Source organism: Geminicoccus harenae, from assembly GCF_019800005.1.
In the GTDB taxonomy this organism is placed as follows: Bacteria; Pseudomonadota; Alphaproteobacteria; order Geminicoccales; family Geminicoccaceae; genus Geminicoccus; species Geminicoccus harenae.
The window spans coordinates 1-12,696 of record NZ_JABGCL010000059.1; the positions used below are offsets into that span (position 1 = coordinate 1).

General features: G+C 64.7%; 13 protein-coding genes. 4 read left to right on the plus strand and 9 right to left on the minus strand.

Annotation, left to right across the window (positions count from 1 at the left end):
• The first annotated feature begins 509 nt into the window (after positions 1-509).
• The gene (locus HLA95_RS25580; RefSeq protein WP_191058480.1) at positions 510-1,271 is read left to right on the plus strand and encodes a hypothetical protein; all 762 of its coding nucleotides are present in this window, start codon (positions 510-512) and stop codon (positions 1,269-1,271) included.
• A 602-nt stretch (positions 1,272-1,873) separates the two neighbouring features.
• Positions 1,874-2,080 (plus strand): hypothetical protein, encoded by a 207-nt coding sequence (locus tag HLA95_RS25585; protein WP_191058479.1) that lies wholly within the window; start codon positions 1,874-1,876, stop codon positions 2,078-2,080.
• Here HLA95_RS25585 and HLA95_RS25590 read toward each other — a convergent pair.
• Positions 2,077-2,259, minus strand: a complete 183-nt coding sequence (locus HLA95_RS25590; RefSeq protein WP_191058478.1) for a hypothetical protein — start codon at positions 2,257-2,259, stop codon at positions 2,077-2,079. The two genes, HLA95_RS25585 and HLA95_RS25590, sit on opposite strands and share 4 nt — an antisense overlap.
• A 235-nt stretch (positions 2,260-2,494) precedes the next feature.
• Positions 2,495-2,716: a hypothetical protein gene (locus HLA95_RS25595; RefSeq protein WP_191058477.1), complete on the minus strand. Its 222-nt coding sequence runs from the start codon at positions 2,714-2,716 to the stop codon at positions 2,495-2,497.
• A gap of 168 nt (positions 2,717-2,884) precedes the next feature.
• Between HLA95_RS25595 and HLA95_RS25600 the strand changes: the two genes are divergently transcribed.
• Together HLA95_RS25600 and HLA95_RS25605 are read left to right on the plus strand one after the other, a co-directional pair.
• Entirely contained in the window at positions 2,885-3,025 is a 141-nt protein-coding gene (locus tag HLA95_RS25600; protein ID WP_222184952.1) for a hypothetical protein, read from the plus strand.
• A gap of 284 nt (positions 3,026-3,309) precedes the next feature.
• Complete coding sequence (locus tag HLA95_RS25605) at positions 3,310-3,612, plus strand: hypothetical protein (RefSeq protein ID WP_191058476.1); 303 nt, start codon at positions 3,310-3,312, stop codon at positions 3,610-3,612.
• A 127-nt stretch (positions 3,613-3,739) separates the two neighbouring features.
• Here the strand turns inward: HLA95_RS25605 and HLA95_RS25610 are convergent, their stop codons facing one another.
• From HLA95_RS25610 to HLA95_RS25640, 7 genes are all read right to left on the minus strand, one after another.
• Positions 3,740-4,015, minus strand: a complete 276-nt coding sequence (locus tag HLA95_RS25610) for a hypothetical protein (RefSeq protein WP_191058475.1) — start codon at positions 4,013-4,015, stop codon at positions 3,740-3,742.
• Between the two features lie 538 nt (positions 4,016-4,553).
• A complete protein-coding gene (locus HLA95_RS25615; RefSeq protein WP_191058474.1) occupies positions 4,554-4,727 on the minus strand; it encodes a hypothetical protein in 174 nt (57 codons plus the stop codon).
• Positions 4,728-4,852: 125 nt separating this feature from the next.
• Positions 4,853-5,071 carry a hypothetical protein gene (locus HLA95_RS25620; RefSeq protein ID WP_191058473.1) on the minus strand — a complete coding sequence of 73 codons (219 nt, stop codon included), beginning with the start codon at positions 5,069-5,071 and terminating at the stop codon, positions 4,853-4,855.
• A 135-nt stretch (positions 5,072-5,206) separates the two neighbouring features.
• Positions 5,207-5,506 carry a hypothetical protein gene (locus tag HLA95_RS25625; RefSeq protein WP_191058472.1) on the minus strand — a complete coding sequence of 100 codons (300 nt, stop codon included), beginning with the start codon at positions 5,504-5,506 and terminating at the stop codon, positions 5,207-5,209.
• A 966-nt stretch (positions 5,507-6,472) separates the two neighbouring features.
• A complete protein-coding gene (locus HLA95_RS25630; protein ID WP_191058471.1) occupies positions 6,473-6,682 on the minus strand; it encodes a hypothetical protein in 210 nt (69 codons plus the stop codon).
• Positions 6,683-7,015: 333 nt separating this feature from the next.
• Positions 7,016-12,346, minus strand: coding sequence for a choice-of-anchor I family protein (locus HLA95_RS25635; RefSeq protein ID WP_191058470.1), 5,331 nt, complete (start codon positions 12,344-12,346; stop codon positions 7,016-7,018).
• Between the two features lie 74 nt (positions 12,347-12,420).
• Positions 12,421-12,564, minus strand: coding sequence for a hypothetical protein (locus HLA95_RS25640; protein ID WP_222184954.1), 144 nt, complete (start codon positions 12,562-12,564; stop codon positions 12,421-12,423).
• Between the last annotated feature and the right edge of the window lie 132 nt (positions 12,565-12,696).

The window sequence follows — 12,696 nt, forward strand, 5'->3', positions numbered from 1 at the left end:
CATCGCCATCTGGGGCTCGGTCAAGAAGGGCGGCGGCTGGGACGCCTGGGACGCCAAGAAGGAGTGGTGGGCCTTCACCAAGGACTATGCCGGCGAGTATGGCTCCGTCGCCTATACCAGCGCCTGCAAGGCGTGAGGAACCGCCCGGCTCAGGCAGGTGCTCTGCCTGAGCCGGCATACCCCTCCCCTCTGGCGCGAACCAACGCCAGCCCTGGCAGGTACTTCTTCTACCTCTTCCAGATATTCATGTCAGTCGACAGCAGCACATTCAGGTCGGCATCCGATCCACATCAGAGACATGAAAGAACGAACGATTATGTCGCGGCCGACATGACTTCAATATGATCGGAGCTTGGCATATACGAGCTGCGTCAACGGGTAGCTGAGGATTGCGGGCAGGATGGCGAGCCACCATCCTGCCCGGCTTTATTTCTTTGGCGTCAGCGCGTGCGTGCCGGGCACCGGCCCCTTCGCGGACGACCACGCGACCATGGGCGGGAGCCGGCGGCATGAGCGAGCGCCTCTTGGACCTCATCCGCGACATCGAGACCTCCTTGGCCCTCGGGCTCGACGAGCTGCCTCCGCAGACCGTGCGGATCCTGCACCTCGATGCGGTGCGCATCCTCACCTGCACCGTCCGTGCCGCGGTCGCCGGGGCAGCCAATTACCTCGCGGGCGGTGGTGCTCACAAGGACGTCCAGCCAGTCTGGACCGACATCAAGCAGATTACCGAACAGCTGCAGTCGATGGCCGAGTTCATCGGCCACCTGCGGGCTGCCACCTGCATGAACTCCCCCGAATCGGTCGCCGGGTTGAGCTGGGCGCTCAATATCCTCCAGCAACTGTATGACACCATGGAGGCGTTCGGGAAGCAGGCTGGCCGGCCTGGCTGGGAAGCGGAAATGGACAGCGTTCTCCACCGGATCCAGGCGGCGCTCGACACGGACCCGGACACTCTCCCGATCGGGGAGATCCGTGCTCTGCATCAAGATGCAGTCGCCGCCCTGGATCATGCCGTCCGGGCCGCAGAAACCGGTGCCGGCGGCTTCGTCCTGCACGGCCGCGGCCAAAGCCAGCTCCCTCCGACCTGGCTGCCCGTCGAAACGCTCAAACTCCGGGGCGATGGGGCTGGCCAGTGGTTCAACCCTCGGCAGGGCGAGTGCCTGCACGGGGTCGACGGCAACATCGCTCTGGCATGGGCGGCCGACGGCTTGCGCAAGCTCGATGGCGTGCTGCAGGAATTCGAGCGGCAGGGGAGCAGGCTGCATTGATGGAGGCGCCCGTACCCGACGACCGACTCCTGTCGCTGAACCAAGCCCGCCGCCTGCTCGGCATGAGCCGGTCCTCGAGCTGAAGCCTGACCGATCTGGTTGGGGCCGATCCGGCGCCGTCTCGCCGAGATTGAGCCGGGGGAAGCCCGTCAGGCGTCAATCTCGGCTTGGCCGGGGGGGGTTGAGCCTAGGAGATCGATTGGCACTGGCGGGCTTCTATGGCGGTTCTGCAGCAGGATGCCGTTGAAACCGCCACCGAAGCGGCATGTTGGGGTCGGAGGTTTACCTGCGAGCCCGAGCCGTGACCGTTCCGCAACTTCTGATCCTGGTCGCCCTCACCAGCATGGTAATTGTCTTGGCTTTGCCGATCCTGCCGGGATGAGCCGATGGCTTCCGGTGATCGCGAGATGAGCGTCGAGTCATCTGGCGGGATCGGCCGGAACATCCGCTCCCTACCTCCGGTTAACGACCCGCTCCAGCGGCTCAAGATGCCAGAGCGATCCCCTCATCGCCGCCCGGTCCCTTACCGGGCGGTTTTTTTTGCGCCGCGCCAATCCGGCGGATGAAGAGAAAGGTCACTCGTCACCGCGGCGCCACGGTAGGTGGCGGTGATCGGCCGCCTGGTCCGCTTGAGCGCGGTGCCGCAAACCCTGCGGCTTCTCAAGGAGGAGCTGGCCAGTACCTGCCGTTGCGGAACGGGCTGGCTGCATGGTAGCAGCGATATCGAGCACATCCCGCTTCATGCCGCCGCCCGGGGCACAACAATCCGGGTGGTTCTTTTTGGCGGGCGACGATCGGGGCTGTACTAAGCCATTTGCTCTCGCTGCTTGGCGACCACTGCTGCCACCTTCTGCCAGCCCCGATCTGGCTGGCTGCGCAGCTGCCGGCGGCGCGCTTCGCGCTCGGTGGTCATCCAGGCGGTCTGTTCCGCCATGGCGGCGGCGACCCGAATGGCGAGCGTCTGCGGCTGCTGAGGCTGATCGAACATGCATCCTCCCGAACTTGGGCGGGAGAATAGGTGCACTGGCGACGCGGTCGGTGGAAGCCCGCTGGCGCATGGCTGGGGCAACCTTCACGCGGTTGACGCGCGAGGGTCATGCCGTTGTGCCGGGCGCTCGGCAGATTGGAAATGCGAGCCACATCATATTCTGGTTCGTTTACCCTTTGCGATTGCCCACCGCCGCCCGGGTGCCACCGGGCGGCTTTTTTCTGGCCGCCAGTGCTTAGCTCGCCGTCACCAGCCTGGCCGGCTTGGCTTCCACCTGGAGAAACTGGTCCAGCTCGACGCGATCCCAGCTGGGACAATCCAGGGCGACCAGGACGGCTTGGCGGCTCCAGCCGCGCGCCAGGGCGGCATACAGGGCCGCCTTGAAGGTGGACTTGGTCGAGGCCTCGGCCCGGTCGACCACATCGCCAAGACTGTTGATCCACTCTGCCCGGTACATCCAAACTCGCAAGCCAGATAATCCACCTTCGGGTAGATGATCGCCGCATGGGCAAAGTCCAGTCGGGGCGGTCGATGCCGGCGACGGTGTGGCCGCTGCGCGAGCACTTCCGAGCATTGTTCGGGCTGCACTAGGAGAAGTTATGACCGATCGGGGCGGGGACATGGGGTGATCCTGCCCTCTGCCGCCGCCTGGGCCAGGCGCGCCAGCCGGTCCCGGCGATGCTGGTGCCAGCGGCTGCAGGATCTGCTCCAGGACCTGGAGCTGCAGTACCTGACCTCGTTGTACGAGATTGGACAGACCGGCTGAGGCGGGTGCTTCAAGAATCCGCCATCATGCGCCATGCCAACTGCACGGCAAGGCGCAGTCCTGAGCCGTCAGCGGGTGACTGCTGATGTTCTGCATGAAAAGCGCTGTTCGACCTGCAGCTGCCCTGATCACGGCGTAGCAGACCCGTGACCGGCAAAAACAACCCGTCCTCAGAAGGATCAATGGCAATGCTTACCGTGCCAGTGGCCATCCTTCCCGATCGAGATCGGTCAGCTCCTACCTCAAAGCTGTCTCATGTCCACCGTGAAGGCAGGGAGCTTCTCATGCGGACACCCATCGGCATTCCGTGGTATCGACGGGAGGTTTACCCGGAGCTGCGGAAGCTGTTCGTGGATGGTGACCGCCTGCCGCGTGACTATGATCAATGGCTGGATTCGGCCATGCAGGGCTTTGCGCAGGTCCAGGCGCAGGGTGGGCTGCCGCTCAAGGTCTATCTCGATCCCCGCCACTTCCGCTTCTGGTGTCAGGAGCGTCGGCTCGAGCCAGACTTCCGTACCCGCCAGCAGTTCGTCATGGCGATCGCTCAGGACCATGCGGTGAGCGCGCCAACCATGGCCATGCTCTAGGATCGTGCGGGAATCCCGAAGGCCGGAACAGCCGAGCCAGTTGCCGGCGATGAGCAAACGCCGCGCGTGATCTTGCCGATCGCCTGCATCTCGCGACCCTCCTGCGTCGCAAGGTAGAGGGTACTGGTCAAGCCATCAGCCGTGCCGCGACCACGCCCACGGCACGGTCACCGATCCGCTGCAGGTCGGTGGCAGATGCGCCCCGCTCGCGCAGGCCCCGTTCGCACACGTTGCGCACAGCGGTGCAGGTGATCAGCCCGTGCCATTCTTCCTTGTCCTGCGCGGCCCGGACGGCAGCTTCGCATAGCCGGGTCATGGCCACGTTGACCGGCATGAATGGGCCGACTGCGTTGGTGAGTTCTTGCTCAAGAGCATGAATGTCTGCTTGAGGTTTCCCGTCCATCTTGAACTCCGTTGTCTTCGGGGTGGGACAGCCGGCGTGGAGGCTGGACCCGTCAACAGCAGCCCGCGCTCGCGGTTGCGTCAAAGCGACATAAATTCTTCTAGAAGCGACGCAGTATCGGAGTTGGGCTGGCTTTCGCGGGTAGGCGTGCCGGTTCGGCCATCGCCGCGTGGCTTCTTCGAGAAAGGCGAGCGCAGCTGCCAGCCTTCGCATCTCATCGGGCTGACAGGAGTGGGCCAAGCCCACACCGCAGGCAGACCGACGGGCGGCTGCTCGTCCGGCAGGTCGAGTTGCCTGGTGCGGTTTCTTATGCCGTCATCGGACGCTGCCTTCAGCTGTCTCACCTGCAGCACCGGGCGAAGATCGTCTGTTCGTTTTGGTACCGAGGGCCCGGAATGTTTGGGCAACTTGCTGCAGCTGACGCAAACAGCCGCTGGAATGGCCATGCACCATGGCAGCACCCAGGTTGAGGCTCAGGTTGATGTCGATGATGGTGCGGAAGTTATGTCCGTTTGGCCCGCCCCTATAGGGTAGTCAGCTAGTGCTGGACCTCGCCTGCCTCGACCCGTTCCTCCGGCCGGGCTTGGCGGAGGAACTGGCGCAACCGGTCGGCGCGGTCGTCATCTACGGCCAACGCTGCCGCCACGCGGCGCAGCAAGGCGGCATCGGCCGGGGCAAGCGGAATGGACCGGCGCAGTAGGGGGCGCGGCATGGGCATGTTTTTCCGGAAAGGAGGATGCCACGGATCTAGGTCGGCGGTCCGCCCGGACCAGCCCGCGCAGGTACGCTTTCGCCATGGCACTGGCCTCCAGTCAGACGGCCGCTACCGTAGTATCTTTATGACGGATTGGGGCGGGGGGATGGGGTGATCGTGCGGCCCGTTACCCGCGCACGCCGCTCCAGCAGCCGTTCCAGGACCAGTTCCAGGCAGAACAACATCCGGGCCGCCTGGGCCAGCTCCGCGCCCTGCCGGCGCAGCCGGGCTACCTTGGCCCGCTGGCGGCGCAGCCGCTGCTCGGCATGCCGGATCAACCGGTCCAGCCGGACCAACTGCATCAGCCGCACCCCCACCTCGATGGTGCCACACTAGCGCCACCTAAGCGGCGGCGGCGCCAAGCCAGGACAGAACGGCAGCCACGCCATGGCCGCCGGCGTCCGCCCGGAGACCCAGTGATGCCCGCGTCGGTCCTACTAGTGCGCCAAGGAAGCAGAAGGAGGTGGCTGGGCAACCAGGGCCAGATGCTCGAACCGGGCATGCACCATGACCAAGCCCGGCTCGGGCAGCGCGCGCACCTCCTGGACGACCGCCTGGAAGTCGACCTGCAAGGTCGCGCCATCCGCCTCCGGCTCCAGGCCGAACGACCCGCCAATGCGCTGGTCGGGCCGGATCGCTACCTGGGTGGTGAACAGGATTCCCTCCGGGCCAACGACCTTGGAAACCCCGACTCCATCACGAAGAATGACCGGGAATTCCAGTAGATAATGGGTCATATTCTGTTCGCCTGAGCTGACGTTGCTGCAAGGCTCTGAAGGAATAACAGCTAGGGCCCGGTCAGATACGGCTCAATCTATCGATGGATATAGTCTGCCCTGGCCGTCTTCTTCAGGAAGAAGGAGCTGTCGCGGCAGCCCTCTGGCTGATGCGTTCTGATGTTATGACGGATCGGCGCGGGGGCATGGGGTAGGGCGCGGGCGGAACGGCGGAGGCCAAAAATAATTGGCCGGTGCCCGAAGACACCGGTCAACGATCCATGAACACAGCAGCACTATCACCAGCGCAAAGGGAATATCGTCTCGCCGCGCAAGACCATGGGAGGATGTCCAGACCGTCGCGAGCAATAAGCGACGCTCTGCTTTCTGGTTCTCCCACCGCTCGATGCAGCCCGTAACCACGTCGACCTGCCGTCCTCCAGCAGCCCTGCTTGGAAACCAACCGGTCACGTCCGTACGTCAACATGTTGACCTGCCGGAAGTATCGCCCGGCACCTGGTGCATGGCACAGCTCCAGAAGACTTTGAAGGGCATACAGATAAAATTTTAGGGAATTTTTTGGATGTGCCATTATCAATCTAATTGATAACAGTGAATAACAGGCTTATACTTGTTCTTTGCCACGAGACCTGCAGCCATTACAACACCATGCCCAACATCTCTGGGTGGCGGCCGAGCTTCTCTGTACGCAGGCTACGACTGCCGGCGCGGACATGAAATCCTGCAGCTGTCGGATGATCCCTAGCTCGCTCGCGACGATCTACGCCTGGATCCAGCGCAGGCGGTGAGATCGTGCTATCGTGTCCGGTGCCGTTACCGGTGAAGAGGCTGAGGCGCAGTCGGCGAGCGGCCGCAGCGCCCTGAGGAAGGCTCTTCACTCCTATTTGAGCAGCCGCTCAGGGTCGTCCCGAGCGGTTTGCTCGGCTTACTGGCCAGGCGCTTATGCGCTCTGACTGCCCAATTTGTTCAGTCGGCGGGGCGGGTAGTCCCAAGATCCCGCATCGCCTCTCCCTGCCTGTCTGAATTGGCTCGTCTCTTGTTGCGCATCGCCTCTTCCTGCTCACGACGGCGAGGCGCATCCAGGGTCTCTTCTGCCCGACGGGCGTTCTCGTGCGGGTCGGAACGAAGCGCCTCGGTCAGCGGCCCAATGATCGACTTGCGGCTGTTGTCGGTCATCAAAGGATCCTCCTGTGTCCGCCCGACTTGGTCGTCGGGGACTCGGCATAGCAACAGCTGCCACTTGGCAAGGCTGCATGCTTCCGGCGAATGGGATCGCATCGGTGGATATCTTCGTCTGGCAAAGACGGGTGTCGCTGCGATGAAGCAGGGAGCGCAGAGCAACTGGCAGCGAGAACAAGAATGACCTGTTGCTGCTGTCGGAAGCTCGAGAGGCCTCGCTGGACTGAGCTCCACCTACGACATTCGACAACTTTCGTCTCAGTGAAGCCAAGCCTGCCGACGCTCGTCAGGCTTTTCGAAGGCCTGATGAGCGTCGTGCAGGTGATGGCGTCACGCGGCCAGGGCAGCTTCCATGACGAGGCTGTCTGCCACGGCTCCAGCTGAAGGGGTGAAAACGCTGTCGGTGCGTACCGACAGGTTCTGGATGCGCTCATCCAGGTCCGCGGAAGTCTCCACCATGTCGAACGGCGCCTCGGCAAAGCTCGCCGCCAGATACTCCGCCAGAGCGTCCTGCTCCGTACCGTCCGCCGCGAACACCGCCTCGCCGGTCAGGCTGGGCGCCGCCTCGTCGAACAGGTCGACCCGGTCGGAGATCAGGTCCGGGAACGGATAGCCGTCGCCACCATCGGCCAGGAACGACAGGGTCGTGACCTTGATCGTCCGGCTGGCATCGCCCACCAGCTCGCCGTCGCGCACCACCTCGTCGAGCACCTGGCCCGACTCGTCGACGATCGCCAGCGACTGGATGCGGACGCCAGGCTCCAGGCTTGGATCGAAGCTGAACTCGACCCCACCGACCTGCGGGAACTGCCCAGGCGTGGCGCCCTCGCCACTCGCGGCGACACCATGCTCCAGCAGCACCTTCAGGCCCTCGGCCGTGGTGGTGACGATCGAGAGCGCGTTGTTGAAGCGGAGCGAGTTGACGATGTCGAGCTGGGAAACGTCACCCGCTTCCTTGCCCGCCTCCGGGTTGCCCTGCGGCGGCAAGAGGCTCCCGTCCTGGCCGATCTCGCCGATGAACGAGCGGATGCCGCCGCCGTTCTTGATCGAGACCTGGACTTCGGGATCGATCGACTGGGCATAGGCGAGGTTGGCGTCGGCCGAGAGGTTGCCGAGATTGGTCTCCTCGGTCCGCACCAGCTCGCGCCGGCCTTCCAGGAACACGGAGGTCGTGCCGAATACGTTGCCGTCCTGCTCCTCGACAATGTCGCTCACCGCATCGACCAGGCCGGCCACCAGATCGCCCTTGCTGCCCTCGGCGAACGGATCGGCCTCGCCCCAGATTGCCGCGACATTCTCGTTGGTGGTCGCGATCGGCCCGTTCTCGGCAGGACCGATGCTTTCCGGGATGATCACACCGTTCGCGTCGAACTCGACGTTCAGGCGGCCGACATAGCTGTACTCGCCATCCGTGCTGACGATTACCGCCGCCTCGCCGTCGGCGTTCTCGGTCAGGATCGGGTAGCTGTCGGCCGCCTCATCGCCCGGCCGCAGCACGTCGTCCTCGTCGGCCAGGATCGTGTCCGAGCCGCCGGCGATCACGATATCGACACCCTCCAGGAGGCCGACCAGCTCCTCTTCCAGAGCGATCTGCTGGAGGTGCGAGGCGAGCACGATCTTGTCGATGCCCTGATCCTGCAGCTGATCGATCACCGGGTTCAGCACGTCGGCCAGCTGCTGCATGTTGTCGGCAGCAGCGGGCTCATCCACCACCGTGACCCCGCCAGTCGAGGAGATCGTCTCGACGATCTGGGTGGTGGCACCCACCACGCCGATCTGTTCGCCGTTGATGTCGACGATCGTGGCGGGCGCCAGCTTCGGTACGTCCTCGTTCGCCGCAGACTGCTCCGGCCCAGAAGCGAAGTCGGTGTTCGGCCGGATCTCGCCGGTGAACAGGCCGGCGAGGCTGCTGTCGCCGCTGAAGTCGAGGTTGGCGGACAGATAGGGGAACTGCGCGCCGACCCAACCGTCATCGGCCACACCCGGCGCTTCGCCGTAGTCGGCGGCGATGATCGAGGCGAAAGTGGCAGTGCCCAGATCGAACTCGTGATTGCCGACCGCGGAGGCATCGAAGCCGATCGCGTTCATGATCGAGATGTCGACCCGCCCAGGACCCTCGGCCAGTGCGGCATAGCCTTCGCCGTCGAGCCCGAACAGCTGGTTGTAGACGGCGTTGAAGATGCCGGTCTCGCCGAACACCGGATCGGCCGCGGCGTTCAGGAACGGGCCCGGCAGGTAGTTGTCGCCAGCGGACAGGACCAGGGTATTCGCGTTCTGCTGCTCCAGCCCTTCGACAATCGCCGCGAAGTTCGGCGCGTTGCCAATCGCTTCCACGCCACCTTCCAGATCGGAGGCGTGCAGCAGCTGCAGGCTGAAATTGCCCTCGCCAGGCTGGGTGGCTGGCGGGGTGAACTCATAGAGGGCGGTGGTGCCGCTGACCTCGTGGGCCACGGCGACCATCGGCTTGCCGCTCGGGCTGTTCTCGGCGCTGATGAAGGTGAGCCCTTCCGGTCCGATGTCGCCGGCCTCCAGGCTGTTGAGCGGCGCCTCGAAGTCGCGGCTGTTCAGGTAGGTGACGAACTGCGGCGCCTCGGGGTCGCTCAGCTCGAACACCATGACCCCGCCGACCCGCTCCATGCCGACGAACACATACGGCGTGCCATCGACCTCGCCGACCACCAGGCCTTCCGGCTCCGGACCCTTGTTGTCGCTGCGCGAGTCGAAGCTGTCGCTCTCCTCGTTGTCGCTATTGAAGTACTCGGACAGGTGCTTGGCGATGATCTGCTCGAACTGGTCACCGCTGTCGAAGATCATCTTGCCGCTGCTGTCGAGCACCGAGAAGGAACGACCGCCATAGGACTGCAGCACGTCGTAGTCGCCGTCGCCGTCCGTGTCGCCGCCCACGGTCGAGACGCCCAGACGGCCAAGCTGCTCGTCGGACTGCAGTTCCTCGGCGTTCGGGAAGGCCTCGGGATCGAGCTCCAGATCCTTGATCCGCTCGTCCTCGCCGCGGTCATCCCCCTCGTTGGCAATCACGTAGTAGGTGGCGCCGTTCGCCTGGAAGCTCGCGATGTTGTCCGGCATGTACATGCCCTTGACCGGCCACTCGGCGATATTGATCCCGCCGTCCTCGTCGCTGGCGTCCAGCCCCATGCCGGGCTGGCTGTGGTCCTTCAGGCCGAGCGGCACCACGTCGGTGAACCGGCCGGTCTCGATGTCGAGCAGTGCTACCGCGTTGTTCTCCTGCAGCGTCACCATCGCGGTCTTACCGTCGGGCGCTACAGATAGATACTCGGGCTCCAGGTCCGCCGAGGGCAGCTTGTCGGGAAACAGGCGCACGCCCGCCTCACGCAGCTCCTGGACCTTGGCGTCGAAGCCGGCGAAGCCCACCTCGGTTGAGGTCTTGAGGAGACCGGGCGTGGCGACATCGACGATCGAGACCGAGCTGAGCGGATCACCCTCGTCGGTCGGCTCACCCTCGTTGGCGGCCAGCACCTTGGTGCCATCCGGCGTAAAGGTGACATGGTCCGGGCCGACGCCGACCTCGGTGCCGCCTAGGTACTTGCCGTCCGTGTCGAACAGGGCGACGAAGCCCTCAGCGTTCGGGTCGGGGTTCTTCACCGCGACCGCGACCATGCCGTTCTTCACCGCGACGCTGGTGACTTCGCCGCCCTCGATCACCTGGTTGATGTCGATCGTGAACAGCTGCTCGGGCGCCTTCGGGTCGGTAATCGAGGTGACATCGACGGTGCCGTTCGCCGCGTTGGTCACGAACAGGCGCTGCGTCTCCGAGTCATGCGCGACAATCTCGGCGCCTCTGGCAAGCGGCTCCCCGCTGTCCGGCGTGATGCGCGACACAAATTCCAGTCTTCCCTCGCCTTCACCGCCCTGGCCGAAGTCAAAGCGCGCGACCACCGGGTCATGGTCGCTGGAGCGTACGTTCTGGGCGAAGTCGGCGTTGAGGTGGACCATGTCGGCCTCGGCCTTCTGGGCCAGGTTCGACGACACCAGGATGTGGTCGAGCGTCTGCGAGTTGCCGTCGAAATTGAAGCTGTAGCGGTCCTCCAGCGGCACCCCGTCCACCAGGTTGGTGAGCTGGTCACCGGCTAGCGTCTTCAGCGTCTCGGAGAAGTCGAAGTCGTTCATGTCACCGAGCACGACGACGTTCGCGTCCGGATCGGCCTTCAAGAGGTCGCCCACGAAGTCGTTGATCTCCTCGGCCTGAAACACCCGCTGGCCGAGCGTGCTCTGGAAGGGCGGCTGCTCGCTGCCGAACAGGGCGTCGTCGCCGGACTTCGACTTGAAGTGGTTGTTCACGAGGAACACGTCCTCGCCCTGGAACTCGAACTGCGCCGCCAGCGACTTGCGGGTCCCCTCGAAGCCAGTCTGCTCGTTCTCGGCAAAGGCTGGGCTGTTCGGGTCGACCCGGCCAGGGTTCAGCGACAGCTCAGGCCCATCCTCGCCAGCCACCACCTCGACCTCGTCGGTGGCACCTGCCTCGCCCCGCGGGACGAAGCTGACCCGATCTGGGTTGTAGAGATAGGCCACCTGAATGTTGGCGCCGGGCTCGCCGCCGTCGGCGTTGTTCTCAGGCGCGATCGTGACGAACTCGTAGGCCGGGCCGCCGGACCGGGCGATGCCCTCCACCAGCTTCGCCAGGGTCGCCTCAGCCGAGGTCTCGCCGCTGTCGGTCGGGCCGTCCCCGTCCTGGATCTCCTGCAGCGCAATGATGTCGGGGCTGTTCAGCCGCTGAACGATGTCGAGCGACAGCCGGGTGAGCTGGTCGTCGCTGCCAGGATTGGTCGAGCCATCCGAGGGGTCGAGGTTCAGCACGTTGAAGGTGGCGACCGTCAGCTGGTCGGCCCTGCCCACCAGCTCCGTGCTCTCGCGCTCAAGACCGCCCTCCGTCACCTCCGGCAGCTCGGCGGTGTTCAGCAGCTTGAAGTTGCCGAAGCTGTAGTCGAGCACACCCGTGACCGGTGCCGCGAACCGATCTCCGACATTGACGGTCGGCGGATTGGCCACCAGCGTGTCGTCGATGATCACCCGCTCCGGGTTGGCGTCCTCCGCCTGCAGCGCGATGCCGCCGGCCTCTGTGCGTACACCCGCGCCCTCGCCATTGTCCGGCAGGACCGCGATCTCGCCGAAGGCATTGGTCGGGCTCACCGCCACCGCGTCGCGGACCTCGACCCGCATCCCCTCCATGCTCTCGTAAAAGTCGATCCCGTCGGTCTCCGGATCGAAGCTGTCGAGGCCATCGTCATCGATGACGCCGCCTGGTGCTCGGCGCCCATCAGCCCCGATTACCACGGCAGCAGGCAGCTCATTCCCGCTGGAGAGCAGCGTGCTGGTTGCGACCGTGATCTGGGTGGTCGAGAGGTTGCCGCTCTCTTCCCCGCCCGGCACGTACTCCGAGACCCGGCCGGCGACCTGCAACTCGTCGCCCACCGCCACCGTCGGGGTGCTTCGGGTGAACACAAAGATGGCATCCGAGGTGGCGTCGTTGCCGTCGCCCCGCGGGTCCTGCAGATAGAAGCCATTGGAGCCCAGCGCAGTGACGATCCCACGTATCGAAACGTCGCTTCCCACAAAGCGAGAGGAATGGTCGCCGCCTTGGATTTCGGGAATGGTCTGCTCGTCCCGAGCCGTCTGGTCGTCCATCGGGTATCCTCCTCGATCGGTAGGTTCGGCGTGTCCGCTTGGACGACGCTGCCTTGGGTCGAGGCAGCGCTAGCTCAATTCAACGACGACGGCATGACGCATCCTGACCAGGATGATCCTGCGGTGATGAGGACACGCAGCAGCCAGAGCAGCACGCACATGATGCCTGCTTGAGAAAGCCCGATAGAGCGCTGGAAGGTATCGTGTTCACGCTGCATACCGCAGAGCCATCCCTCAACCTGCCATGTGTCCGGTCTGACGAGGGCAACTCCAGAGGCTCGCACCCAGGTCCAGCAGTACGAGCAGCAGTATCGCCAGACGGTGGAGCAGGCGCAGCAGCAGGCGACGGA

Bases quoted from the DNA above. Each gene is read 5' to 3' on its own strand.
- HLA95_RS25625 (WP_191058472.1), bottom strand. From the start codon at position 5,506: ATGACCCATTATCTACTGGAATTCCCGGTCATTCTTCGTGATGGAGTC.
- HLA95_RS25615 (WP_191058474.1), bottom strand. From the start codon at position 4,727: ATGCCGCGCCCCCTACTGCGCCGGTCCATTCCGCTTGCCCCGGCCGAT.
- HLA95_RS25580 (WP_191058480.1), top strand. From the start codon at position 510: ATGAGCGAGCGCCTCTTGGACCTCATCCGCGACATCGAGACCTCCTTG.
- HLA95_RS25590 (WP_191058478.1), bottom strand. From the start codon at position 2,259: ATGTTCGATCAGCCTCAGCAGCCGCAGACGCTCGCCATTCGGGTCGCC.
- HLA95_RS25630 (WP_191058471.1), bottom strand. From the start codon at position 6,682: ATGACCGACAACAGCCGCAAGTCGATCATTGGGCCGCTGACCGAGGCG.
- HLA95_RS25640 (WP_222184954.1), bottom strand. From the start codon at position 12,564: ATGCAGCGTGAACACGATACCTTCCAGCGCTCTATCGGGCTTTCTCAA.
- HLA95_RS25595 (WP_191058477.1), bottom strand. From the start codon at position 2,716: ATGTACCGGGCAGAGTGGATCAACAGTCTTGGCGATGTGGTCGACCGG.
- HLA95_RS25610 (WP_191058475.1), bottom strand. From the start codon at position 4,015: ATGGACGGGAAACCTCAAGCAGACATTCATGCTCTTGAGCAAGAACTC.
- HLA95_RS25605 (WP_191058476.1), top strand. From the start codon at position 3,310: ATGCGGACACCCATCGGCATTCCGTGGTATCGACGGGAGGTTTACCCG.
- HLA95_RS25635 (WP_191058470.1), bottom strand. From the start codon at position 12,346: ATGGACGACCAGACGGCTCGGGACGAGCAGACCATTCCCGAAATCCAA.
- HLA95_RS25620 (WP_191058473.1), bottom strand. From the start codon at position 5,071: ATGCAGTTGGTCCGGCTGGACCGGTTGATCCGGCATGCCGAGCAGCGG.